Raw genomic sequence first — 24,744 nt, forward strand, 5'->3', positions numbered from 1 at the left:
GAAAGAACACCTTGTGATCGCCGCGCCCGTCGAGTTCGACCAGGCCCCAATCGCCGGGGGAGATCGGCGTCGCCCGGAACGCGCCGGCGCTGCCGCGCGGACGCTCGCCGCTGCGCGCAAGAAAATCGTCGACCGCCATCTCCTCGCCGCCGAGCTTGACGGTCCCGCACATGCCCTCGCCGAGGGTGAGCACATGGCCGCGCGAGCCCCAGCGGATCAGCGCGAAGCCCCGCGGCAGCCCGAGGTCGGGCGTGGTGAACATCGCGTCCGCATCCGGCCCGATGGTCACCGGCGACGTGTCGGCCGCCCCGCGCGTCACCTTGCGCAGGTAGCGCGCCGCGAGCGCGAGGCCCACGAGCCCGACGCCGCCGAGGGCGTAAAACAGGCGGCGGTCGGCGGCGCGTTGGTACGCGCGGACGGCCTCTTGGCGCACGTCCTCCGGCACCGCGCCGGGCGGCGGCGGCTCCGGCGGCGACGGCATCCACAGGGCGCCGTACACGGCGACGAGGACGACGACCGCGGCGGCCGCGATGCCGGCGATGGCGACGGCTCGCTGCGCGCGATCGACCGCGCCGGAGCCGGGCATCGGCAACACGCGGTCGGCCATGACTTCGTCGCGCCAGATGTGGCTCACGCGCAGCGCGCCGGCGCGGGGTCCGGCGTTCGTCACAGCGCCTCCTCGTCGACCGATTTGACCATCTCGGGAATGAACGAACGTCGTTCGAGCGACGCGCGCTCGAGTTCTTCGGTCGCCCGGTCGAGGAAGTACAGAAGCTGCGGCGACCGCAGGCGACCGCCAAGTTGCAATCCGGTGAAGTCGAACACTTTGGCGCCCTTTTTGTCCTCGACCTTGGCGGCCGGCGCCTTCTGAGGGCGGCGCGCCCGCTTGCGGCGCCGCTTGCGCTGCGCGTCCGCGGAGGCCGGCACCGCGAGGGCTGCGGTCAACAGGGCGAGCAGCAATAGACGGCGAAAGGAACTCATGCGTAAACCTGTGGTCGCGGACCCGCAGGTGCGCGCCAATGTGGGGGCTTACTGCCCCAATTCGTCGAGTCGGGCTTTGGCTTCCTTGCGTTTGGCGTGACGCTTCGGGGCGTTTTGCAGGTATCGTTCCAGCGCCGCGCGCGCGGCGTTCTCGTCGCGGTCGCCGAAGTCCATCGCGAGCACGGCGAGGTTGAACAACGCATCTGCGCGCGCTCGCGATCGCTTCGGCGCACGCTTGACTACAGCCTCCCACGTCTGGCGCGCCTTCGCGAACTGACCGGTGCCGCGCTGCGCGATGCCGAGGGCGACGTGAGCGCCCCAGTCTTCCGGGTTGCGGTCGACGACCGCCGCGAGTTCGGTTGCGGCGCGCTCGTAGTCGCCCGCCTGCAGCAACACGATCGCCTTGTTGAACCGCGCGTCGGTAAACGCGGGATCGATCGCCGCGGCGCGGTCGAACTGCTCGAACGCCGCCTGGTCGCGACCGCGCGCCATCGACACGAGCGCCAGCGCGTTCCATGCGGCCGGCAGCTTCTCGTCGGCGGCCAACGCCTTGCGCAGCACGAGTTCGGCCAGCTCGTCGCGGCCCTGCGCGAGGTAGATCAGGCCGAGTTCGACCAGCGCCTTGGGGCTGGCCGCGTAGCGCAGCGCCTCGCGCGCCGCGTCGAGCGCGTCGTCGAGCCGCTGTTGTTCGCGCAACAACGAGGCGTATCGAATGTGGACGTCGACGTTCTCCGGGTCGCGTTCGAGCGCGGTCCGGTAGTCGTCGCGCGCGCGGTCCGGCTGGCCGGCGCGCCGGTAGGCCTCCGCGCGCGCCAGCAGGGCAGGCGTGTGCGACGGGTTGATCGCGAGGGCCTTGCCGAATGCGTCGGCCGCGGCCTCGTCGTCGCCGTCCCGGTACAGCACGACGCCGAGGTCGTACCAGGCCTCCCACAGCTTGTCGTCGATGGCGACCGCCCGCTCGAGTCGCGCGCGCGCGCGGTCGAGCGCGTCCGGGCCGCCGAGGCGCAGCGCTCGCATCGCGGCGTCGAACTGCGCGAGCGCCTCGGGATTGACCGGCGGCAGCTTGACCGCGGCGGGGGAGCGGGCGCCGCGTGCCGCGCGCGACGACCCGCCGCAGCCGGCCGCCGCAATCGCCAGGGCGACGCACGCGACCGCCGCCGCGCGGCGCCTACTCGTCACGCAGCACCTCCTCGATGAGCTCCGGGTCGGGCGGGACGTCGGCGAGGCGCGGCCCCTCGCGCGCCTCGTTCTCCGGCGGGTACTGGCTGCGCGCCATTCGAGACAGCGCTTCCCGCAACAACCGCGTGTACTGGTTGTATACGCCGAGTTCCAGTGCCTTGCGGTAGCCGGCCGCGTACAGCTCGATGGCGCGCTCCTCGATGCCGATGACGTAGTTGTCCAGTTCGTCGCGGTAGACCTGCGCCTCCTGCTCGTTGAGCTCCGGCGGCGTCGGCGCTTGCTGCATCGCGATCGCGAACTGTTCGAAGATCTGGCCGATGCGGTACAGCCCGGCGGTGCTCCACTGCGGGTCACCGTATTCGACGACGTCGAGGTAGACGTTCATCGCCTCGTCGAGCAGCTTCGACTTGCGGTCGAGCGTCCGTTTGAGCTTGCGCGGTCGCACGTCGAGGCCGATCGCGGCGTACTGCTTGAATACGAGTTCCCCTTGCAGGTAGCGTGCTTCGGCCGCCCATCGCGTGGCGGCGGCGCGCGCGTCGCGACTGAGCCGCTTGTACGCGGCGAGCGCGTCGGCCAGCTCGCGCGCCGCGCGCTTCGTGTGGCCGAGTTTGAGCGAAGTGCGCCCGGCGCGCGTGAGCGCCTGTACGACGTGTTTGCCGCGCCGGTAGCGCTTGACGTAGGCGAGGAACGCGCGGTGCGCGCGGCCGTCGTCTCCGGCTTCCTCGTAGACGACGCCGACGCGGAACGCGACGTCCTCGGCGTCCTTGCGGCTCGCGTAGCGTTTCGCGTAGCGCTCGTAGTGGCGGATGGCGCGGCGCGGCTGGCCGAGCGCTTGGCGCAACACGCCTGCATTGTAGAGCGCGTCGGCGCCCTTGTCGCCGCGCGGGAACTTGTCGGCGACGTACTCGTACGTGTCGGCCGCGCGTTCGAAGTACGCCGTGTCCTCGTACACCTGTGCCGCGGCGAACGCCGCCGCCTCGGCGCGGTCGCTGTCCGGGTAGCGCTCGGCCACTGCGAGGTACGTGCGCGCCGCTTCCTCGGGCTTCTTCGCCTTTTCGAGCAGGACGGCGGCGTTGTACAGCGCCTGCGGCGCGAGGCGGTGGTTCGGGTACTCTTTCGGAATGCGCAGGTAGAAGCGGGCGGCCTTGTCGTAGTGGCCGCCGGCCGCGTACTTTTCGCCACTTTTGCCGATCGCTTCGACGATGATCCGATCCAGTCGCGCTTGCTCAGCCTTTGACGCGAACGCCTTCGATTTCTTGAGCTGGCGCGCCCAGTATTCGATGTTCTCGTAGTCCTCGCTCTTGTTGAGGGCGTCGAGGATGCGGTCGCCGGCCGCTCCCGCGTTCGGGTGGTCGGGAAACTCGGTGACGATCAGGCCGAACCGTTTGACGGCCTCGTCGTAGTCGCCATAGTCGTAAAACAGCTGGCCGTTCTTGAACACGATCGACACCATCTCGTCGTCGCCGGGGAACAGCTTGACGTACAGATCGACCGCCTCCGCAAACTTGCGGTCCACCGGCAGGAGTTCTTTGCGTTTGCCCGGTTCGATCTTGGGGCGCGCTTTTTCGTACGAGTCCATCGCCTTGAGCAGCGCGTCCTTGTGGAACTTGCCGACCGGCGCCGTTTTGGCGACCGCGAGATACTCGTCGCCCGCGCGCTCCTGGTCGCCGAACTTGAACTTGAGAATCTCCGCGCGCAGGTAGCGCATCTCGATCGCGTGCGGAGACTCTGCGAAATGGGCGAGGTAGATTTCGTAGGCGCGCGCGGCTCGCGCGTACAGCTCGCGGTCCACCGCGCCCTTCGCGGCGCGCTCGTCCTCCTGTGCCGCGGCGTGCAGGTTCTTGGCGATGTTGCGCAGCAGCCGCTCGTTGGCGGCGATCGCGCGGTCGACCTGCGCGCGCTGTCGCTTGTGAACTTCGGCCCAATCCGAGCCCGGCCCGTAACGCTTCGCGAGCTGCTCCATGTCCGCGAGGGCCGCGTCGAAGTCGAGCGCGGCCACGTCGGCTTCGACGATCTGGCGGAAGTATTTCGGCGCGTGCAAATGCGCGGGGTCCAGGTCGATGAGGAACCGGTAGGCCCGCTTGGCCCGCTCGTAGTCCGCTTCCGCGAAGTGCAGGTCCGCCAGGCGCACGAGCACGTCGCGCGAGTACCGCTCGCCGCCGATCTCGGCGAGGAACTGGTAGACGTCTTTGGGCTGAATGCTCTCGTCTTCCGTGAAGACGAGCACGAGGTAGTCGAGCGCTTCGTCGCGGAGTTGGGCGCGCCGCCGGCGCTCGCGCTCGGTGCCCGACCGCTCGGCTTCGGCCGCCAGGTCGAGCACCTGCTTGAACAGCTTGGCCGCGGTCTGCGTGTCGGCGAGCTTCCAGTAGCACCACGCCGTCTTGAACAGCGCCAGGTCGTAGCTCTTGGACTCGGGGTGATCGAGGATATGCTGGTAGGCGTCGCGCGCGTCGGCCCAGTGGCCGAGCGCAAAGTGGTGCTCGCCGACCATCATCCACGCGTCGCCGTACAGGGGCGAGTCCGGGTGCTCGTCGATCACGCGGCGGAAATAGCCGAGCGCTTCCTCGATGCGCCCGGCTTCGCGCGCGGCGAAGCCGATCAGGTACAAGACGAGGTCCGTGTGCTCATAGTCGGGGTGGTCCGCCAGCAAGCGCCGGTAGAGCTTCTCCGACCGGGAAAAGTCCAGGCGGGGCTCCTTGGGGGGGCGCTTGCACGTGCGGCGCCGGCGGCACGCCTCGACGCGGCGCTCGTATTGCGCCATCGCCTTGACGTAGTCGCTGCGCGCCTCCTCCCACAGCAGCTCGGCGAGCTTGAACAGGCCGTCGGCCTCGCCCTTGCCGGTCGGCTTGCCGGCGAGGAACCGTTCCAGCAGCGCGATCGCTTCGCGCCGTTTCGCGTCGCGCTCGCGCTCCTTCTTTTCGATGAGCGGCAGCAGGTCTTTCGGGATGCGCGGGGACTCGGGAATCGGCGGCCGCTTGCGGATGTACAGGTCGCGCGCGGCGCCCTCGTCGATCTCCGCGGTCGACTGGGCTACGGCGGGCGGCGGCGCCGCGAGCGCAGCGGCGAGCGCGACCGCCGCGACCGGACGTGCGGTCACCGCCATCCTTCGTACTCGTCGCGCCACAGTTCTCCCTCGAACGGCCACACCTCCTCGTCGTCGCCGATGAGGCCCTGCTCCCACATCCGGCCGAACAACTCGGGGGGATAGCGGCCGGCGGACAGATCGGCGACCTCGATGTCCAGCCGGCGTTTTTGGCCGATGACCGCGTCGATCTTGCCGAGCTTGGCCTTGTCGACCACGCGCCGCATCTGGCTGTAGAGCCGGTCGACCGCGCCGGCGGCGAGGCGGTCGGCGGCCGCCTGCAGGCGGTCGAGCAGCGCGGCGGCCTCGACGCGGAGCGCGCGCGCGGCGGCGAGATCGCGGCCGACGAGGTGGCCGAGCTGCGCGTCGGCGTCCGACAGCAGCGCCGCCTCCGCCGCCCGTGCGGCGCGGTCGACGTCCGCCTCGAGCACGTCGATCTCCGACGCGAGCAGATCGAGGCGCTTGCGCTCGGCGTCGGCGGCGTCGGCGGGCAGGGTGCCGGCGCGGACCCCGCGGCGCAGCTCGGCGCGCGCGCGGTCCACTTCGTCGCGCAGTCGCCGCACGTCTTCGAGCAGCGCGTTGGCGTCGTCGGCGTCCTCCTGCTCGGCCGTCGGTTCGCGCGCGGCGGCGCCGACGCGCTGGCGAGCGACGCGGCGGGCGAGGGTCGTCCACGCCCGGACCGCGTGCGGCGCGTCTCCGGCGGCGCGTCGCATGCCCGCGATCGCCTCGTGCAAGCGCACGAACTGGGGATCGAGGCGCAGCAGCGCGACGACCTGGTCGATTCGCGTCTTCGGTGCCAGCGGCCGGCGGGCGTCCGGGTCGTCGCGCCGCCGCCGCCACCGGCGAAGCGCCCGGTCGAACAGGCGGGAGCGCCGATCCGGATCCTTCCGCAGGGCTGCCAACTCGTCGACGACGGGTTGGATGCGAGCCACGACGCGGTCGAAGTGCGCCTGGGCGGCGGTGAACTGGCAGTCCGCCAGCTCAATGTAGCCGGCGAGCAACAGCGCTTCGGGGACGAGCGGCGAGTCCGGGAACGTGCGGAGGAACTCGTCGACGAGGTCGCGCGCCGTGGGCAACTCGCGCTTTTGGTACATCGACCACGCGGCCTCGAACAGGGCCTCGGGCAACCGGTCGGAGTCGTCCGGGATCTGGAAGTAATGGTAGTAGGCGTCGTCGTAGCGGCCTTCCTCGTGGGCGATCCGGCCGAGGCCGAGCCGCGCAAGATCCTTGATCGTGAAGTAGCGATCGTCGACGACGAACGTGTACTTGTCGGTGTCCGGCGTCTGGGCGATCTCACACAGCGCGTCGGTGGCGGCCTGCAATTCGCCGCGGCGCGCGCGGATGACGCCGCGCAAATACAGCGCCGACGAGTACAGCCGGCTCTTGCGGCCGATCTTGACCAACTCGGCCTCGGCCGCACCCAGGTCGCCGGCGGCATAGGCCGCGCGCGCGCGCAGGTAGGCTTGCTCGCCGACCGCCCCCGGCGGCAGCGGCTCGGACAGCCGCAGCGCGTCGAGGCGCGCCAATACGCCGCGGTAGTCGCGCGTTTCGAGCGCGATGTCGACCGCGCGGCGGTGTGCGGGCGCGAAGTACATCGACGACGGGCCTCGCTCGAGCACGCGCACGAGCGTGTCGAGCGCCGACTCGTACGCGCCGCTCGCCGCCAGCGCGACGCCGAGCGCGTACTCGGCGTTCTGATATTCCACCGTGTCGGAAAAGTCGGTAAACCGCGGCGACTCGACGATGGCGTACAGGGCGACCGCCGCCTCGAACGGATTGCCGTCGGCCAACAGCGCCTCGGCGGCGCGTAGCTCCGCCGCGAGCGCCCTCTGCGAGCCGGTGTTCACGTCGATCAAGCCGGCGCGCTCGAGTTCCTGGAAGTAGTCGCCGATGGTCGCCTCGACCGGGTCGGCCGGTTCTTCCGCGGCCACGAACGGCAGCCCGCCGGGCGCGAGCGCGGCCGCCGCGAGCGCCGCCGCCAGCAGGACGCGGCCGCCGCGCGGCCGCCGCGGCCTAGTTCCGGTGCAGCTGTGCACGGCGAATGCCCTTGCCGTCCGCCCCCTCGCGGGTTTCGGTGTGGACGTCGGCGTCGAGGCGGAGGCGATAACTCCCGCGTTGCTTCTTCTTCCACGCATAGGGAATGTCCCCGTCGTCTTTCGCCGTGATGTCGACGACGACGAGCTTCCCGGCGGGGGCGAGCAGGGTGAACGAGCCGTCGACCGTCGACTGAAACCGGTCGTCGTCCTTGCCGGTCACCTCGATGCGCACCGACACGACGTGGCGCCCGGGCGCGACGAATCCCTCGAACCGAGGCGCGCGGTCGGCCGCGATCGTGCCCTGCGTGTCGTCGAACACGTTGGCGCCGTCGAGCCGGATCGTCGCGCGGTCCACCGCGTAAAACCGGCCGCTGGCGAAGTGGAGGCGAAGGCTCAGTTTGGTCGAGTACAAGGCGTCGCCCACCGCGGCAGCGCGCGCGCGCGAGCGAAACAGTTTGTCGCGCAAGCGCAGGTACTGCTTGCGGAGCGCGTCGAGGTCGGGCGGTGCGTCAGCGTCGGAATTCGCGCTCGCCGATGCCTCGGTCGCCGGCGGGGGCTTCGCGCCGGCCGCCTTGCTCTGGCCGCGTGCCGCCGGGGCCGCCGCGACGACCGCGAGCGCTACGAGCCCTGTGGGGATGCGTCGTGCCATCAGTTCCTCATCGGCAGAAACAAGGACAGTCCAGCCGTCGCGGACAGGTCGTTGACGAGAAAGGTCTCGTCGAGCAGCTCTTGCTGAAAGACGTGGTCGCGGACGTCGATCCGCAGCGCGGCGGCGCGCCCCAAGAACACCTTGAAGCCGACGCCGCCGGTCCCGGTGATGCCGCGGCTGGTCTGCGCGTCGACCACGCCGACGCCCGCGTCGACGTGGATGTCGAAGTGCAGGATGCTGCCGCCGAACCGAAACTTGCCGTGGATGGGCGACCAGATCAGCAGCGATTCGCCCAACCACACGCGAGCGAACGTTTCGTCGATCGTCCTGCCTCGCAGGTCTTCGATGGCCCGGATCAGCTCGGCGTCGGCGTGGGTCATCGACGCCGACAGTTCGACGGCGGTCTGTTCGGTCATGTGGAAGGTGTATGCGACGCCGGCGACGTAGGTCGCCGAATACAGATCGGATACGTAGTAGCCGCCGCCGATCGACAGCTCGTGGCGTTGTTGTTTGACGAACAGCGTGTCGCGGTGGCCGCGCCGCTGGCGTTTGACCGCCAGCCGGTCGGCGATTTCCTGATCGACGCAGCGACCGGCGGTCGAGGTGTCGGCGCGCGCCGTTGCCGGCGCCCACACCGCGGCGGCGAGCCACGCCGCGCACACCGCGCGCGTTACCAGGCCGGTGTCCACAGCGACAGCCCCAAGCTGGCGACGAGGTTGTTGGTGAGGCGGGTTTCGGCAACCGCCTCCTGCACGGCGATGACGTCTCGCAGGTCGAGGCGCACGGTGACGAAGCGGCTCGCGAACAGCTCGATCGCCATGCCGGCGTCGAACGTGATGCCCTGTACGGTGTCGTGAAACAGCCGTCCCGCGCCGAGCGCGAACATCACGTCCGAGTGGACGATGCTCCCGCCGATCTTCATTTTCGCGTGGATGGGCGACCACAGCAGGCCGCCCAGCGCGAGGTAGCCGGTTCCGGGAGACTCGAACCGATCGTCGCCGAAGAAGTCGGCCACCGGCCCGTCGAGGTCGAGCGCGATCGGCGTGGCGTCGAACGACACTTCGAGCCCGAGATCCTCGGTGAGCCAGTAGGCCGCCGCGCCGCCGTAGATGTACGACGTCGAAAACAGGTCCGCCGCGAACAGGCCTCCGCGCGCGACGAGCTGAATGCGGTCGTCTTTCGTGAACGGGCGCTTCTGGACGCCGCGCGGGCGGAGAGTGCGGCCGAGTTCGTCTTTGATCGATTGATCGAGACAGTTCGGCGGCGCGGTGTCGGACGGGGCGTCGGCCCGCGCCGCGCGTTCTGCCGCCCCTCCGAGCGCGGCGCCCACCCCGACTGCGACCACGGCCAGTCTCAGCACCCCTGAAAGGGTACGCTCCGGCTACCGTGCGGTCAACTCGTCGGAATGCCTAGAAATGTAGGGGGCTGTGGTCTAGCGACCACAAATGAAAACGAGTAGGATCGGCTCACGTGGGCGCCGAGCATCTGACGGGCACGACCATCCACCGCGAGGGGGGACCGCCGACGGTCAACCTGCGCCGCTGCAAGCTGGTGGTCCTCACCGGACCGGACCGCGGGGCCGAGTACGTCGTGTCGTCGGACGTCATCCGGGTAGGCAAGTCGGCCGACAACGACCTGACGCTGACCGACGAGACGGTGTCCCGCAACCACTTCGAGATCGTGCGCGACGGCAAGGGCTACTTGCTGCGCGACCTGCGGTCGACGAACGGCACGTTTCTCGACGGCGCCGAGATCAAGGAGGCCTACATTCGCGCCGGATCCGTGATCTCGGCCGGCGCCGTGGAACTGAAATTCACCCCGTTCGAGGAGCGGATCGAAATCCTGCCGTCCGACAAGGACCACCTCGGCGACATGGTCGGCCGGTCGATGGCGATGCGGGAGATCTTCGGCCTGATCGAGCGGATTGCGCCGACCGACGCGACAGTGCTGATCGAGGGGGAAACCGGCACCGGCAAGGACATGATCGCGCGCGCGATCCACCAATTGTCGCCGCGCCGCGATGGGCCGTTCATCGTCGTCGACTGCGGAGCGGTCGCCGGCACGCTGATCGAGAGCGAGCTGTTCGGCCACGAAAAAGGGGCGTTCACCGGCGCGAGCGCCCAGCGGCAGGGCGCGTTCGAGCTCGCCAGCGGCGGGACGGTGTTCCTCGACGAGTTGGGCGAGCTATCGTTGGATCTACAACCCAAGTTGCTGCGCGTGCTCGAGCAACGCGAACTGCGCCGGGTCGGCGGCAGCAAGGTGATCAAGGTCGATCTGCGCGTGGTCGCCGCGACGCGGCAAGACCTGCGCGCAGAGGTCGACAAGGGCAAGTTCCGCGAGGACCTGTACTTCCGGCTCAACGTCGTCCCGATCGTCGCGCCGCCGCTGCGCGAACGCAAAGAGGACATCCCGTTGCTCGTACGCCACTTCATCGACAAGCTGGCCGGCGGTGCGGCGCCGGAGATCCCGGAGAGCACGATGGCGGCGCTGTGCGCACACGACTGGCCGGGCAACGTGCGCGAACTGCGCAACGTCGTCGAACGGGCGCTGGCGCTCGGCACCGACGCCGGGCGACTCGTCGCACCGCTCGGCGACCAGCCGCTCGTCCTCGGCGGCGGCCGCGGCCCGCGCGTGGAGTTCGAGCCGGGGCTGTCGTTTCGCGAGCAGAAGGAACGGTGGAACGAGCAGTTCGAGAGCCGTTACCTCGAGTGGCTGCTGCGTCGCAACGGGGGCAACATCTCCAAGGCGGCGCGCGACGCCGACATGGACCGCAAGTACCTGCACAAGCTGCTCAAAAAGTACGGAATCGATCCCGCGTCGCTGTAGGCCAGTGCTCGCGCGGCGAGCGGGAGGCGGACTTCGGGCTCGGTCAGTAGCGCAGGCGCAGGCCGAGTTGCAGGACGAGCGCGTCGATCAGGCCGGTACTCGTCGCGTACTGGCGAGCGATGCCCGTCGGGTTTTCGCTCGGGCTTTCGGCCGGCAACTCCTTGTAGAACAGCACGTCCGCCTTGAGATTGAACATCACCTCGTCGAACACGCCCCAGACCTCACCGCCGGCGTCGTCCGCCGCGATGTAGCTGAGCTTCGCTCCGGCCAACACGTTGCGCAGCGGCGCGAGTTCCCGGTCGCCGGTGAAGTAGGCGCCGGCGGGCCCCTCGGTCTGGTAGAAGAACGCGTCCTTGAAGAACTTGGCTTGCGTCTGCTGGTAGAAGCGGCCCCGCAGCCGCACGAGCAGGGACGAGCCGACGTACTGGCTGTACGACATCTCGGCGGAGGCGGCCTCGACGCCCCAGGTGTCGGCGTAGCCGCGGACGGAGGCGCCGACGACGCCGCGCGCGCCGACCACGTACTTGTTGGCGCGCGCGAGCACGGCGAGGCGACCGCGCACGTCCGGGTGGTGCTCCTGTGCCTCGACCTGACCGACGCGCACGCGCCGGTACGGATTGCTCTGGAAGCCGTCGAGCACCGAGCCGTAGACGTTGATCTGGCCGACGACCGTCGGCGTGAAGTTTTGGGTGACCGACGCCTGCAGCGTGTCGATGGTCAGATCGCGCCAGACCGTGCCGGCGCCCGGGGTGCCGTCGTTCGCGATCGCCGGGCTGTCTTCGCCGAACAGGCCGCGCTTTTTGCACGTCTCGATCGACAGCGGACGATTTTCGAGCGCGCCGTTGGCGTCGGAGTTGTCCCGATCGCACACCTCGTCGAACGAGTGGCTGTACGACAGCGACAGCTGGGTGTTTTTGCCGGGCAGGAACACGGTCGCGCTCGCCCCGACCGACAGATTGACGTAGTCGCGCTCGACGCCGACGTCCGACGACAGGGCGAGCGACGCGGACCGGCCGGTGAACGACAGCGCGGCCGACCCGGCGTGGCGCGTGTCCGAGAATTCGGTGGCCGACGACACCGCGTCGACGGTGAACACCGCGGGTGTCGCTCCGCTCACGACGTCGGCGGTATAGCCGAGGTGAATGCCGACGACCGCTCCGAGGTCGAAGCCCACCCCGAACGACGGGTGGATCACGGTGAGGCCCTTGCCGCCCTGGCGCGGCTCCTGAAACCAGGTCGTCGCCGCCTCGATCGAGTCGTCGGCGCGCGCGGCCGCCGCGACCGCCGCGACCGCCACGCACGCGGCGACTGCCGTCGTGCGGCAGGCAGTCAGTTGCAGCCGCATCCGCCTCCCTGTGCACCGCGGCCGCCGGCCGCGGCTTCGCGATTGGTGAGCACGTGCTCGTCGGCGGCGGTCTCGGCGGCGTCCTCGTCGAACTGCATCGCGCGGTCGGCCAGGTGCTCCTTCTCCGAGGGGCGCACCGCGTAGCGGCCGCAGCCGGCCGCCGCCGCGGCGACCAGGCCCGCGAGCGCCGCCGCTTTCGTTCGGTCAGAAAAAGATCGCCAGCCCACCGCTGTACTCCTGGGAGTTGGTTGATCGGTCGGGGTCGAACACGGTCCAGTTGCGGAAGTCCGCGCGCACCGTGATCTGCTTTTTGAAGGTCAACTCGAAGCCGCCACCCGCGCACAGCGCGAACTGCGAGCCTTCCTCGCCGACGGGGGCGTCCGCCTTGTTGCGCACCGTTGCGCCTCCGAAGCACGCGTGGACGTTGGGACCGAGGGCGGAGCCGGGCCACAGGCGAAACGTCCAGCCGGCCCCGTACAAAAATACGTCCTGCTGCGCACGGGGGCTGAGCCCCGCGAACGCCTCGATCGCCCAGTGCTCGTCCACCAGCCACGCCGGCCGCAGGGCGAACACCCCCTCGTCGCCGAGTGCGCCGGCCGAAAACGACAGTTCGACGTCGGCGGTCGGCACGGGCGACGGGGCGAACAGCGCCCGCCGGGTCGCGCGCCACGCGCGCACCAGGGCGCCCGCGTCGTCGTCCTCGACGACCTCGAACGGGAAGACGAGTTCCCCGTAGATCCACCCGGTCGTCCCGTCCTCGAGTTCGACCTTGAACCAATAGCCGTCGGTGGCGCGCTTGACCACGGCGAACACGTCCCCGCGCTCGGCCGTGTACAGGCGCCGGAACGACGTCGCCGGCCCCGAGTAGACCGGCGCGCGCGACGTGATGACGCGGACGTAGGAGTCGGCGGCGGCTCGGCCGGGTGCCGCGCACAGCGCGGTGGCGATCGCGCAAGCCGCGGTGGCGATGCGGGCGGTCAACATCCGTCGGGGAACCACGCGCAGAAGATCTCCTCGGCCATGGAGCCGGGCTCGATCAGGTCGCCGCCGCCATGCGGGTCCACGCCGGCCAGCGGCTTGGTGAGAAACGGACTGGCGCCGGGCGTGCCGCAGTTGAGGAACCGGGTCACCACGTCGTAGTTTTGTTGCAAGTCCCCGGGCGACGGCGGGTCGTTGACGATCAGGCGCAGCGCGGACCGCCCGCTGGCCCGCTCGTGGCACCCGCCGGCGGCGACGCAGTTGTACGGCGCATCGGGCGCGGCGATCAGGTTGGGCCACAACTCGGTGTCGAAGTAGGCGCGGTCCGGCCGGCACAGCGCCGGCGCGGGCGGCTCCTGGCCGAGGTCCACGGTCGGGCAACCGGCCGCGAACGCGGCGGCCCACGCGGCTGCGACGCGGATCGCCCAGCCGCGCAGCCGCGCGGGTGCAATGCGGGCTCGTCCCCCCGTGGGACCCCAGTAAACTGGCTGCCAGGACATGCGAGCGGCCCGAAGCATCCTACACCCCCTCGACACGACTTGTCATGTTCGGGCAAGGTGAGATCTCCGTGAGCAGGCAGGACAGCGCGTTCGACCGGGCCAAGACCCAGCCCGCGGACCATTTCGCGGTGCGCGGCGTGCGCAGTCCGCTCGTGGGCCGCGACGCCGAACTCGCGGCGATGCGCGACGCGCTCGCGACCGCAGTCGACTTCCAGGCGCCGCAGATCGTGACGGTGATCGGCAACCAGGGCACCGGCAAGACGCGCCTCGTCGCGGAGCTGATCGAGCGCCACGTTGCGCCGCCGGTGCGCGTGTTCTGCGGCCGCAGCTCGCAAAACGGCCCGAAACACGAGGCGCTCGCGACGTATTTGCGCGATCGGTTCGCCATCAAGGAATCGGATCCGCGCGAGCGCCAAATGGCGGTGTTCCGCCGCGAGGTCGAAGCGGTGTTCGGCGATGCGCGCATCGGCGAGGTGCTGCACTTCCTCGGCGGGTTCCTCGACCTGCACTTCCCCGACTCGCCGTTTTTGCGGGTGCTCAAGGACAACCCGGAGCAGCACGCCGAGATCGCGCGGACGGTGCTGCGCCGTTTCATCGAGATGGACGCGGCGCGCAGCCCGCTGGTGATGGTGTTCGACGACCTGCAGTGGGCCGACGACGACACGCTGCGGCTATTGCGCGAGGTCGCCGCCGGGCTCGGCGGCTCGGCGGTCGTGCTGATCGCCTGCACTCGGCCCGACATGCTGATTCGCTGCCCGCAGTGGGCCGACGCGGGGACCGACCATCTGCGCATCGAGCTGCGCAATCTGCCGGACGACGCCGCCGAGGACATGTTTCGAAAACTGCTGGCCCGGTGCGGCGACGTGCCGGAGGACATCGTCGAGGACGCGGTCGAGATGACCGGCGGCAACCCATACTTCCTCGAGGAACTGGTCCGCTTGTTCCTCGCGAACGGCACGATCGACGCCACCGGCGAGCGGTGGGCGCTCGACCCGGACAAGGCCGCGGCGACCGAACTGCCCATCTCGATCGAGGAGGCGATCGAGGCGCGGATCGCCGCGCTGGAGGCCGCCGAGCGCGACGTGCTCGAAAAGGGCGCGGTATTCGGCCACGTGTTCTGGACCGGCGCGATCGTCGCGATGCAGCGGATCGAGGCACACGAGCGCGAGCGGGCGGCGCGCGCGGACAGCGCGCCGGTGCCGCCGCGGCCGAACTTGTCGTACGAGTGGACCGCCGAGTCGGAGCCGATCCGCTACCAGGTCGAACGCATCATCGACGACCTGGTCGAGCGCGACTACCTGCTGCGCCTCGAGCCGGAGGACTCCACGATCGCCGGCGACGTCGAGCTCGTGTTCAAGCACAACCTCGAGCGCGAGCTGGTCGCCAAGAGCACCGAGCCCAGCCGCCGCGCCCGCTACCACCGCGTCGCCGGCCAGTGGCTGGAGGCACGCCTGTCCGACCGCTCCGAGGAGCAGCTCGAGTTCCTCGCGCAACTGTACGAGCGCGGAGGCGACCGGCGCCGCGCGGCGCGCTGTTACCTCGCCGGCGGCGACAAGGCGCGGGCGCGCTACGCGAATGCACAGGCGGTCGAGCTGTACACGCGGGGCCTGGCGATGCTCGAGGACGACGACGCGCTCGCGCGCCTCGAGGCGCTGCACAACCTCGGGGACGTCCTCGATCTGGTCGGCCGGACGGACGAGGCGCTCGCGCGGTTCTCGGAGATGCTTCAGGCGGCGTGGCTGTTCGACAACCAGGCCAAGGCCGGCGCCGCCCACGGCCGACTCGGCCGCATCTACCGGCGCCGGGGCGAGTACGACCGCGCGATGGATCACCTGCGCGAGGCGCACCGCCTGTTCGAGCGCGCGCGCGACCAGCGCGGCGTCGCGGGTGCACTCGACGACATCGGCCGCGTCCATTGGCTGCGCGGCCAATACGCCCAGGCGCTCAACTACTATCGCCAGGCGCTCGCGATTCGCCGGGCGCTCGGCGACCGCCGGTCGATCGCGCTGTCGCTAGCGAACATCGGCCGGGTACACCGCGACTCGGGGGCGTTCAAGGCGGCGGTCGAGCAATTCCGCGAGGCGCTCGACCTGCGGCGCGACGCCGGCGACATGCAGGGGGTCGTGCAGTCGCTCGTCGACCTGGGCGGTGTCCACGCCGACGACGACAACTTCGAGATGGCGCTCGACCTGTTGCGCGAAGGGCTGACCATCGCCGTGGACATCGGCGACAAGCTGGCGGAGGCGCAGGTGCTGTCGCTGCTGGCCGAGTGCGAGGGCAACGTTGGCCACGTCGACGACGCGCTGGCCCACCTGGCCCGCGCGCTCGAGTTGGCGCGCGCGCTCAGCGACCGCGCCACGCTGGCCGAATCGCACCGGCGGCTGGCGGCCATTCACCTGGCCGCGGGCGACGCCGCCAAGGCGCGCGACGAGGCGGACCGAGCCCTGCGGCTGGGCGAGTCGATCGGCTCGGCCGTGCACGTCGGCACGGCTCACCGGGTGCTGGGGGCCGTGCTCGCCGCCGGGCCGTTGCCGCCGGCGGACCGGGCGGCGACCGAGGAACACTTCCGTAAGGCGGTCGACATCCTCGGCGAACTCAACAACGCGATCGAACTCGCGCGCTGCTATCGCGCGTACGCCGCGTTTCGCGAGCGGTGCGGCGACGCCGCATCGGCGGCCGAACTGCGCCGCCGCGCCGACGAGATCTTCGGCCGGTTGCGCGGCGCCGCCGCGGTGGAGTAGGGCGTGGCGCCGCCGTCGAGCGCACAGGCCGCCGCGCGCCGGCCGGGCACAGGTCGCCGTCGGGCCGCCATGCCGCACCGCGCGGGCCGTCCCGATGCGGAGGCGGTGTGACCGGCGACCCGCGCATCGATCTCCCGGTGGCCCGGCCCGCGCGCACCGTGTGCCGCGTTTTGCGCGGCGCCGGCCACGAGGCGTACGTCGTCGGCGGCGCGGTCCGCGATGCGCTGCTCGGCCGCCCGGTGGCCGAATGGGACGTGACGACCGGCGCGCTGCCCGACGAGGTGATGGCGCTGTTTCGCCGGACGATCCCGACCGGCGTCGACCACGGCACGGTGACGGTGGTCATCGGCGGCACGCCGATCGAGGTGACCACGTACCGTGGCGAGGGAACCTATTCCGATGCGCGCCGCCCGGACGAGGTGCACTTCGGCGTGCCGCTGCGAGAGGACCTGGCGCGGCGGGATTTCACGATCAACGCGATCGCGTACGACCCGGACAGCGGTCGCCTCGTCGACCCGTTCGACGGGCGCGGCGACTTGGAGCGGCGCGTGTTGCGGGCGGTCGGGGATCCGCGCGAGCGGTTTCGCGAGGACGGCCTGCGCGTGATGCGCGCAGTCAGGTTTGTGGCGGCGCTCGGCTTCGATGTCGATCCCGCGACCGAGGCGGCGATCCCCGGCGCGCTGCCGTCGTTGCGCAAGGTGTCGGCCGAGCGCGTGCGCGTCGAGCTGTTCAAGTTGCTCGCGGCGCCGCATGCGGCACGCGGGCTCGCCGTCGCGGAGCGCACCGGCGTGCTCGACGCGATCCTGCCCGAGCGCAGCGAGCCGATCGCCGTCGTCGACGCGCTGCCGCCGGACGCGCCGCTGCGGTTTGCCGCGCTGATCGCGGGCGCCGACGCGCGCACGGCGGGACGCGTCGCCCGCCGCCTGCGGCTGTCGAACGAGGACCGCCGCCGCGTCGAGCGCGCGATCGAACACGGCCGCGCGGCCTACGGACCGGGCTGGACCGACGCCGACGTTCGCCGGTTCGTCGCGCGCGCCGGCCGGGCGCACGCGATGGACGCCGCACTGGTGGCGCGCGCCGTGCACGGCGCCGCGGACCTGCCCGATCGCGTGCGCGCGGTGCTCGACCGCGGCGAGCCGGTGGCCGTCGGCGACCTGGCGATCACCGGCGCGGACGTGATGCGCATTCTGGGCGTGCCGCCGGGGCCCGAGGTCGGCCGGGCGCTCGACCGCCTGCTGGACGCGGTGCTCGAGGATCCGTCGCAGAACACCCCCGACGCGCTCGCGGCGCGGCTGGCCGCCGGGGAGTGACCGGCGGTCATCGGGGCGACCGCCGCGACAGCGACGCGCGCGCGTCGACCACGACGGCTCCCTCGCCGCGCGGGGCGACGATGACGCGGGCGAGATCGAGCCGGTCGAACGCGTCGTCGTGCACGGCGACCATGTGCGACGCGCGGACGAGCAACTCGGCGAGCGCGTCGCGGTCCGGCTCGGCGTCGCCGGCGCGGGTCGCCTCGACCGCGCGCACGAGCTCGGCGGCGTCGACCGCGCGCAACGGTGCCGGCGCGGCGACTGGCGGTGCGCCGGCTACGTGGACCACCGCCGTCCACCCGAGCGCGTCGTCGCGGACGATCTGCGCGCGCACCTCCCGGCCCGCAGGTGGCGTTTCGCGGACGATGACCGGCGACCCCTCGGGCAGACCGGCCTCGCGCGTCACGGTGACGAACGCGCGCCGCACGTCGGGCGCGTTCCACAAATCCACCTCCACGGGGCAGCCGTCCGGTTCGGGCGGCGCGTCGGCGCTCCACGGCTTGACCTGGACCGGAAACCCCGCGCGTTTCGCCAGCCGAGTCGCCGCCGACGGGGTCGCCGCGACCGCCTGGCGGGTGACGGGCACGCCCCAGGCGCGCAACATGACCTTGGTCTCGTGGTCGCCGGCGCGGCCGACGAGCTGGCGCAGCTGGCGGTCGAATCGCTCGTCGTCCACATCGAGCGGTACGTCGGCGTCGCCGGGGGCAGCCGGGCCGAGCCCAGCGGCGATGCGCTGCGCGCAGCGGCCGGCCAACGTCGCCGCCGCGATCGCGGCGCGCAGGCCGACGAGCGCGACCGCGCTGCCGGCGACGAGCGCCTCGGCGCGGCCGACGACCGGCACGACCAGCGCGTTGCCGACGCGGGTCGGCGCGCGTCCGGCGAGTTCGGCGCGGTCGACGAGCGCTACGTCGGCAGGGCCGGCGCCGGCGGCGTCGCGGTACAGCGGCGCCGCGCGGTCGCCCGCCGCGGTCGGCTCGGAGGCCAACGCCGTCGCCGACAGCGCCAGCCACGTGCCGGGCGGCGCGACGACGGCGACGCGCGGGCCAGGCGGCAACCCGTACGCCGACAGCAGGGCGAGCAGCTCCAGCCACGTGTCGGGATCGGCACAGACGACGGCGCCGTGCGCGCGCAGGTGCGCGAGCGCGGCGGCTCGGCGCGCGGCGGCGTCACCGCCGGCGCGCTCGTAGGCGGCGAGCACGGCGACGGGGTGGCCGCCTGCGGCGGCGCGCGCACAGGCGGGCGCGAGGACGGCCGCGTCGTCGGGGGTCGGCGGCGTAGTCGGTGCATAGGCAACCGGCCCGGCGCCTTCGGCGACCGCGTCGGCGACCGTGGCCGACACGAACGTCCGGATGCCGCGCACCTCGAGCACGCGCGCGACCTGGGCCGCGAGGCCGTCGGCGTCGGTGACCACGTGGACCCGCGGCCCGGTGACCTGGCGCGCCTTCGTTACCACGCGCGTCCTCCTGCGTCGGCGAACAGGTGGTCGTCGCGCAGGCGCTCGAACAACGCCCGGCCGTCGGGTAACAGGACCGGCTGGCGCGGCATGCGCGCCGGACGAGTGGCGCCCGCCAGCGACCTGCGGTACCGGAGCTCGGCCGCCGACAGGCCGACCGCTTCGAGGTCGAACTCTTCGATCGACGGCGCGTCGGGCGGTCGACGCGTGCGCGGGGACTCGTCGAGTTCGCGGTCGGCGTCCCGCTCCGGCGCCACGTCCGGCAGCGGCCGGTCGAAGCGCGCGACGCCGACCACCGCCGGCAGCGGCGTCGACACGGTGTACACGCGACCCGCGCGGCGGATCGCCGCGACGAGTTCGGCCGGATCGCCCTCGGCGCGCACGTCGACGGCACCGGTCACGTGCATCACGTCGAGCTGTTCCGCGACGGCCGCGGCGATCGCGCCGCAGCCCTCGTCCTCGGAACGGTCGCCGCACACGACGAGATCGTAGCCGACGCGCGCGGCGGTCGCCGCGAGCACGTGGGCGACGCCGACCGCGTCGAGGGCGGGCAGGATCGGGTCGAACACCCGCACGGCGGCGTCGCATCCCGCGCGCAGCGCCATCGCGAGCACGCGATCTTCGCGCTGCGCCGGGCCGGCCGCGATCGCGGTGATGCGCGCGCCGCGAGTCGATTGTATATGCAACGCAGCGCGCAGCGCGGCGCGTTCGCACACGCCGAGCACGTCGTCGGCCGGCTCGCCCTCGGGGCTGCCGCGCAGGCGGCGAGCGAGCAGCAGCACGCGCAGCGGCGGCGGGGCGGTCACGGGACCGCCTCGATCAGCGCGGGCACGACGTCGCCGACGGGGCCGATCACGCCGTAGCTGGCCACCCGGAAGATCGGGGCGGCTGGGTCGGTGTTGATCGCGACGATCTCGGCGTCGGCGGCGACGGCGCCGAGGTGGGCGAGCGAACCGGACGCCGCACACGCGACGTACAGCCGCGGTGCGACGTGCCGCGCGCCGACGCCGACTTCCCGCGATCGGGGCGCGAGGCCGGCGGCGCACGCGGATCCGGTCGCGCCGAACGCTCCGCCGAGCCGCTCGGCGAGGTCGCGGACGAGGGCGACGTCGCGGTCGCTCCGGACGCCGGCGCCGACGGTGACGACGACCGTCGCGCGATCCAGGTCCGCGCCGTCGTCGTCGGTCTCGTCGAGGACGGCCAGCGGCGCGGCGGCGCGGACCGGCACGTCGATCCACTGAAGCTGCGCGTCTCCGGCGCGGCCGCGGCTCGGGGCGAACGCGCCGGTCGACACGGTGGCGACGACGGGCCGGTCGATTTCGGTGACGGTCAGGCGGCGCAGCCACCGCGCGTGAAACAGCGGTCGCGACAGCACGAGATCGCCGCGCGGCCCGCACTCGATCGACGGCTCGGCCACGAACGCGCCGCCGAGCCGGGCGGCCAGGCGCGGCGCGATGTCGCGGCCGGCCGGAGTGGCCGCCATCAGGATCAGCAGCGGCCGCGCCGGCTCGATCGCATCGTACAGCGCCGCGCCGTGCGGCTGCCACGCGGTGGGCGCGCCGAGGGCCGCCCCCCGCAGCGCGACGACCCGATCGGCCCCGCGGCGTCCCAGCGCATCGCGGTCGTCCCGCGCATCGGCGTCCGGCGGCCCCGCGGTGACGGCCACGAGCGGCGCGCCCAGGGTCGACGCGATCAGGCGGCCCTCGCCCAGCACTTCGAGCGACGCGCGTGCGGGCCGATCCCCCTCGCGTTCGATGAAGACGACGACGCCAGCCACCAACCCACGACGCTATCGAACCGGCCGAAACGGGTCAAGAAACCGCGTCGCGGGCGCGAACGGGCCGCCGCGGAGCCGCAGTCAGCGCACCCGGCGGGACGCCACGCCGGCGCCGGGGCGCAACGGGCACCGGCCGGTACAGACGTCGACCTCCCAACCATGCCGGTCGCACACGAGCGCGCCGCCGTCGACGAAGCCGGACGACAGCGGCCCGCCGTCGTGCGGGCAGCGGTCGTCGACCGCGTACGCGCTGCCATCCGGCAGCACGACCAGCGCGACCGGCCGGCGGCCGAGCCGGGCGGGCACGACGCAGCCGGGTCGGGCGCGCCGCAGCGCCTGCCGCACCGTCGGCCGGTCGACCGGCGCGCCGGGGGCGAGACCCTCGATTGCCGCCGGCTCTGCGAGATCCAGCGCCGCGGCGAGGCTGCGCTTCGTCGCCACACCGCGACGCTAGCAGGCCGGGGTGACAGCGGGCGCGGCGGCGCGTCGCGGGCCGTAGCCGGTTCACTGCGACGGGTTCACTGCGACCGTCGTTCTCACTGGCGGCTACAGTAGCCAGGCGCCCGCCGGTCGCTTGCGTCACACGGCCCGCCAAGTTCTCGGAATTCATTTGCCGCCGAGGGCGGGGAAGTGGCATGTCGATTGCTCTTGTGCCGGGACAAGCCGAAGAGTCCGGCCGGCGAGACGCAGGACGCGAACACGCAGCGCAACTACCTCCAAGCGTCCGACAGGCACCCCCCAACCCAACGTAACGCGGGCCGGCTCTTCGCTTGTTTTTTTCTCGGCCCGCGTCACCGCGCCGAGCCCTCGGCGATCGCGCGCTGGCGCAGCCAGTGGTCGCACAGCACGATGGCCGCCATCGCCTCGACGATCGGGACGGCGCGCGGCAGCACGCACGGGTCGTGGCGACCGCGCGGCGCGATCGTCGTGTCGTTGCCCTCGACGTCGACGGTCGCCTGCGGCCGCAGGATCGTCGCCGTCGGCTTGAACGCCACGCGGACGTCGATCGCCTCGCCGTTGCTGATGCCGCCCTGGATGCCGCCGGATCGGTTGGTGCGGGTGCGCACGCGCTCTCCGTCGCGATAAAACAGGTCGTTGTGCTCGGAGCCGCGCATCGCCGCGCCCGCGAAGCCCGAGCCGATCTCGACGCCCTTGGCCGCCGGCAGGCTCATCATCGCCTTCGCCAGGTCCGCGTCGAGCTTGTCGAATACGGGGTCGCCGAGCCCCGGCGGCACACCGCGCGCGACGACCCGCACGATGCCGCCGAGCGAGTCGCCGTCGCGGCGGGCGGCGGCGATCGCGTCCATCATGTGCGCCGCCGCGCCCGCGTCTGGACACCGGACGGGCGTGCGGTCCACGTCGTCGGCGGTGACCGCCATCGCGTCGACGTCGGCCCGCAGCGTGCCGACCTGGTCGACCCACGCGACGATGTCGATGCCGGCCGCGGCGAGGACGCGCCGGGCGATGGCTCCGGCGGCGACCCGGCCGACCGTCTCGCGCGCACTCGCGCGTCCGCCGCCCGGCCACGCGCGGATGCCGTACTTGGCGTCGTAGGTGTAGTCGGCGTGCGACGGCCGGTACTTGGTCCGCATCTCGTCGTAGTCGCCGCCGCGCGCGTCCTCGTTGCGAACCAGCAGCGCGATCGGCGTGCCGAGGGTGAGGCCTTCGAACACGCCCGACAGGATTTCGACCCGGTCGGATTCCCGGCGCTGGGTGACCAGGCGCGACTGCCCCGGGCGGCGGCGGTCGAGTTCGCGCTGGATCGCGGCCTCGTCGAGGGCCACGCGCGGCGGGCAGCCGTCCACAACCGCCCCCACGGCCGGCCCGTGGGATTCGCCCCAGGTCGTCACCCGGAACAACCTGCCGAAACTGTTGCCCATATGGTCGAGACTACCACTTGCGTCGCGCGCGCCCTGCGAATACCGTACGCGGTCAGCGATGAAGACCTACAAACCGGAAGAGAAGCGCGTCGTCGGGTTCTTCGGTCACCGCGGATCGGGCAAGACGAGCCTCGTCGAGGCGTGCTTGTTCGACGCGAAGGCGACCACGCGGCTCGGCAGCGTCGAGCAGGGCACGCTCCATCTCGAAAGCGACCCGGAGGCGCTCGAGCGGCTGATGACGGTGCAGACGAACGTGGGGTTCGTCGAGTGGGAAGGCGTGTGGGTCGGGATGATCGACACCCCTGGCGACGCCAACTTCTGGGGAAACACCGCGCGCGCGTTCCGCGCGGTCGACGCGGCGGTGCTGTGCGTCAGCGGGGTCGACGGTCTCGAACCGCAGACGTTCCGCTGCGTCGAGGTGTTTCGCGAGCAGAAGATCCCGTTCGCGGTGTTCGTCACGAAGGTCGACAAGGAGGCGCAGACGTACGACGACGTCATCGCCGAGATCAAACAGGAGCTGTCGGCCAACGCGGCGGTGCTCGCGCTGCCGATCGGGCTCGGCCCCGACTTTTCCGGCGTGGCCGCGCTCCTGAGCGGCAAGGCCTTCCTCAAGGACGGCGCGGTCGGCGACGTGCCGGGCGACATGGCGGGAGCCGTCGACGCCGCGCGCGAACAGCTCGTCGATGCGGTGGCCGCGTCGGACGACGCGCTGATGGAGAAATACCTCGAGGAGGGCAGTCTCGGCGAGGACGAGTTGGCGACCGGGTTGAAGGCCGGCTTCCTCAAGGGGGAGGTGCTGCCGGTGTTCGTCGGCGCGCCGACGCTGGATGTGGGCGCGCGCCCGCTGCTGAACTTCATCAAGGCGGCGTTCCCGACGCCGCTCGAGCGCCCGGTGCTCAAGGGGACCAAGAACCTGCGCGAGGACGCGCCGCTCGAGCGCCGTCCCGGCGAGGGGGCGCTGGTCGCGCAGGTGTTCCGCACCCACTACGACCCGTTTGCCGGCAATCTGTCGTACGCGCGCATCTACTGCGGGGAGATGGCGCCGTCACAGGACGTGTACAACGCCACGAAGGAGGCGACCGACCGCCCGTCGCACATCTATTTCCCCATGGGCGGCACGAAAAACGGCGTGGAGTGCAAGAAGGCCACGACCGGCGACCTCGTCGCGCTCACCAAGCTCAAGAACACCTCGACCGGCGACACCCTGTGCGACAAGAGCGAGCCGTTCTGTCTGCCGCCGTTCGAGGAACCGGAGGCGCTGCTCAACTTCGGCATCGCGGCCAAGAGCAGCAAGGAAGAGGACAAGGTGTCGCAGGCCATCCAGAAGATGCGCGAGGAGGATCCGTCGCTGCGGTTCGAGCGCGATCCGCAGACGAAGGAGATGCTGCTCGGCGGCCTCGGCCAGGCGCACATCGACTACGTGGTCAACACGCTCAAGCGCCAGGGGCTCGAGGTGGTCCTCAAAGAGCCCAAGGTGCCCTACAAGGAGACGATCCGGGCGCCGATCCGCAACATCGAAGGTAAACACAAGAAGCAGACCGGCGGCAGCGGCCAGTTCGGCGTGTGTTACATCCACATCGAGCCGCTCCCGCGCGGCAGTGGCATCGAGTTCGAAAACCAGATCGTCGGCGGCGCGATTCCTCGCCAGTACATCCCGTCGGTCGAAAAGGGCATTCGCGACGCGCTCAAGCGCGGGCCGCTCACCGGACACGAGGTGGTCGACGTCAAGATCACGCTGTACGACGGCAAGTACCACTCGGTCGACTCGTCGGACATCGCGTTCCAGACCGCGGGGCGCAAGGCGATCAAGGCGGCGTTCACCGACAAGCAGGCCAAGCCGGTCATCCTCGAGCCGTACATGCGGCTCGACGTGCAGTGCCCGGCCGACATGGTCGGCGACGTGATGGGCGACCTCAACGGCCGCCGCGGGCGCGTCCTCAACATGGAGACCGAGGGCAAGCGCGGCAAGATCAGCGCGTCGGTGCCGATGGCCGAGGTGCTCAAATA

General features: G+C 71.6%; 21 protein-coding genes. 4 read left to right on the plus strand and 17 right to left on the minus strand.

Features of this window, described 5'->3' with window-relative positions; genetic code table 11:
* From D6689_01770 to D6689_01805, 8 genes are all read right to left on the minus strand, one after another.
* A partial coding sequence (locus tag D6689_01770) for a hypothetical protein (protein RMH44683.1) occupies positions 1–670 on the minus strand: 670 nt, incomplete at its 3' end.
* Positions 667–960: a hypothetical protein gene (locus tag D6689_01775; protein ID RMH44684.1), complete on the minus strand. Its 294-nt coding sequence runs from the start codon at positions 958–960 to the stop codon at positions 667–669. The genes D6689_01770 and D6689_01775, both read right to left, overlap by 4 nt.
* A gap of 69 nt (positions 961–1,029) precedes the next feature.
* Positions 1,030–2,160 (minus strand): tetratricopeptide repeat protein, encoded by a 1,131-nt coding sequence (locus D6689_01780; protein ID RMH44685.1) that lies wholly within the window; start codon positions 2,158–2,160, stop codon positions 1,030–1,032.
* Positions 2,150–5,263 carry a hypothetical protein gene (locus D6689_01785; protein RMH44686.1) on the minus strand — a complete coding sequence of 1,038 codons (3,114 nt, stop codon included), beginning with the start codon at positions 5,261–5,263 and terminating at the stop codon, positions 2,150–2,152. The genes D6689_01780 and D6689_01785 overlap by 11 nt, the downstream gene beginning before the upstream one ends.
* On the minus strand, positions 5,254–7,278 hold the full coding sequence (locus D6689_01790) for a hypothetical protein (GenBank protein RMH44687.1): 2,025 nt from the start codon (positions 7,276–7,278) through the stop codon (positions 5,254–5,256). The genes D6689_01785 and D6689_01790 overlap by 10 nt, the downstream gene beginning before the upstream one ends.
* Positions 7,256–7,927, minus strand: a complete 672-nt coding sequence (locus D6689_01795; protein ID RMH44688.1) for a hypothetical protein — start codon at positions 7,925–7,927, stop codon at positions 7,256–7,258. Before D6689_01795 ends, D6689_01790 begins: the two co-directional genes overlap by 23 nt.
* Positions 7,927–8,616: an outer membrane beta-barrel domain-containing protein gene (locus tag D6689_01800; GenBank protein RMH44689.1), complete on the minus strand. Its 690-nt coding sequence runs from the start codon at positions 8,614–8,616 to the stop codon at positions 7,927–7,929. The genes D6689_01795 and D6689_01800 overlap by 1 nt, the downstream gene beginning before the upstream one ends.
* A complete protein-coding gene (locus D6689_01805) occupies positions 8,598–9,287 on the minus strand; it encodes an outer membrane beta-barrel domain-containing protein (GenBank protein ID RMH44690.1) in 690 nt (229 codons plus the stop codon). Before D6689_01805 ends, D6689_01800 begins: the two co-directional genes overlap by 19 nt.
* A gap of 110 nt (positions 9,288–9,397) precedes the next feature.
* Here D6689_01805 and D6689_01810 point away from each other — a divergent pair, with 110 nt between their 5' ends.
* Positions 9,398–10,753 (plus strand): FHA domain-containing protein, encoded by a 1,356-nt coding sequence (locus D6689_01810; GenBank protein RMH44691.1) that lies wholly within the window; start codon positions 9,398–9,400, stop codon positions 10,751–10,753.
* A gap of 43 nt (positions 10,754–10,796) precedes the next feature.
* Here the strand turns inward: D6689_01810 and D6689_01815 are convergent, their stop codons facing one another.
* The 4 genes from D6689_01815 to D6689_01830 are packed head-to-tail and all read right to left on the minus strand — an operon-like array spanning position 10,797 to position 13,576.
* Complete coding sequence (locus D6689_01815; protein ID RMH44692.1) at positions 10,797–12,098, minus strand: DUF3570 domain-containing protein; 1,302 nt, start codon at positions 12,096–12,098, stop codon at positions 10,797–10,799.
* Positions 12,083–12,325: a DUF4266 domain-containing protein gene (locus D6689_01820; GenBank protein RMH44693.1), complete on the minus strand. Its 243-nt coding sequence runs from the start codon at positions 12,323–12,325 to the stop codon at positions 12,083–12,085. The genes D6689_01815 and D6689_01820 overlap by 16 nt, the downstream gene beginning before the upstream one ends.
* Positions 12,303–13,082, minus strand: coding sequence for a hypothetical protein (locus tag D6689_01825; GenBank protein RMH44694.1), 780 nt, complete (start codon positions 13,080–13,082; stop codon positions 12,303–12,305). The genes D6689_01820 and D6689_01825 overlap by 23 nt, the downstream gene beginning before the upstream one ends.
* Entirely contained in the window at positions 13,076–13,576 is a 501-nt protein-coding gene (locus tag D6689_01830; GenBank protein ID RMH44695.1) for a hypothetical protein, read from the minus strand. The genes D6689_01825 and D6689_01830 overlap by 7 nt, the downstream gene beginning before the upstream one ends.
* Positions 13,577–13,620: 44 nt before the next feature.
* Here D6689_01830 and D6689_01835 point away from each other — a divergent pair, with 44 nt between their 5' ends.
* Together D6689_01835 and D6689_01840 are read left to right on the plus strand one after the other, a co-directional pair.
* The gene (locus D6689_01835; GenBank protein ID RMH44696.1) at positions 13,621–16,317 is read left to right on the plus strand and encodes a tetratricopeptide repeat protein; all 2,697 of its coding nucleotides are present in this window, start codon (positions 13,621–13,623) and stop codon (positions 16,315–16,317) included.
* Positions 16,197–17,627 (plus strand): CCA tRNA nucleotidyltransferase, encoded by a 1,431-nt coding sequence (locus D6689_01840; protein RMH44697.1) that lies wholly within the window; start codon positions 16,197–16,199, stop codon positions 17,625–17,627. Before D6689_01835 ends, D6689_01840 begins: the two co-directional genes overlap by 121 nt.
* A 7-nt stretch (positions 17,628–17,634) precedes the next feature.
* On the opposite strand, the gene D6689_01845 is transcribed toward D6689_01840, so the two are convergent.
* The 5 genes from D6689_01845 to D6689_01865 all read right to left on the minus strand — a co-directional run bounded on the left by D6689_01845 (position 17,635) and on the right by D6689_01865 (position 22,737).
* On the minus strand, positions 17,635–19,080 hold the full coding sequence (locus tag D6689_01845; GenBank protein ID RMH44698.1) for a hypothetical protein: 1,446 nt from the start codon (positions 19,078–19,080) through the stop codon (positions 17,635–17,637).
* Positions 19,074–19,886 carry a hypothetical protein gene (locus D6689_01850; protein RMH44699.1) on the minus strand — a complete coding sequence of 271 codons (813 nt, stop codon included), beginning with the start codon at positions 19,884–19,886 and terminating at the stop codon, positions 19,074–19,076. Before D6689_01850 ends, D6689_01845 begins: the two co-directional genes overlap by 7 nt.
* On the minus strand, positions 19,883–20,860 hold the full coding sequence (locus D6689_01855; GenBank protein RMH44700.1) for an electron transfer flavoprotein subunit alpha/FixB family protein: 978 nt from the start codon (positions 20,858–20,860) through the stop codon (positions 19,883–19,885). Before D6689_01855 ends, D6689_01850 begins: the two co-directional genes overlap by 4 nt.
* Positions 20,861–20,938: 78 nt before the next feature.
* Complete coding sequence (locus D6689_01860; protein RMH44703.1) at positions 20,939–21,268, minus strand: non-heme iron oxygenase ferredoxin subunit; 330 nt, start codon at positions 21,266–21,268, stop codon at positions 20,939–20,941.
* A gap of 380 nt (positions 21,269–21,648) precedes the next feature.
* Positions 21,649–22,737: a chorismate synthase gene (locus tag D6689_01865; protein RMH44701.1), complete on the minus strand. Its 1,089-nt coding sequence runs from the start codon at positions 22,735–22,737 to the stop codon at positions 21,649–21,651.
* 58 nt (positions 22,738–22,795) lie between these two features.
* Here D6689_01865 and D6689_01870 point away from each other — a divergent pair.
* Positions 22,796–24,744 (plus strand): elongation factor G (locus D6689_01870; protein ID RMH44702.1); only part of this gene is annotated, 1,949 nt, incomplete at its 3' end.

The organism is Deltaproteobacteria bacterium (assembly GCA_003696105.1).
Taxonomy (GTDB): Bacteria; Myxococcota_A; Polyangia; order Haliangiales; family J016; genus J016.

Bases quoted from the DNA above. Each gene is read 5' to 3' on its own strand.
- D6689_01825 (RMH44694.1), bottom strand. From the start codon at position 13,082: ATGTTGACCGCCCGCATCGCCACCGCGGCTTGCGCGATCGCCACCGCG.
- D6689_01835 (RMH44696.1), top strand. From the start codon at position 13,621: ATGTTCGGGCAAGGTGAGATCTCCGTGAGCAGGCAGGACAGCGCGTTC.
- D6689_01785 (RMH44686.1), bottom strand. From the start codon at position 5,263: ATGGCGGTGACCGCACGTCCGGTCGCGGCGGTCGCGCTCGCCGCTGCG.
- D6689_01815 (RMH44692.1), bottom strand. From the start codon at position 12,098: ATGCGGCTGCAACTGACTGCCTGCCGCACGACGGCAGTCGCCGCGTGC.
- D6689_01830 (RMH44695.1), bottom strand. From the start codon at position 13,576: ATGTCCTGGCAGCCAGTTTACTGGGGTCCCACGGGGGGACGAGCCCGC.
- D6689_01795 (RMH44688.1), bottom strand. From the start codon at position 7,927: ATGGCACGACGCATCCCCACAGGGCTCGTAGCGCTCGCGGTCGTCGCG.
- D6689_01865 (RMH44701.1), bottom strand. From the start codon at position 22,737: ATGGGCAACAGTTTCGGCAGGTTGTTCCGGGTGACGACCTGGGGCGAA.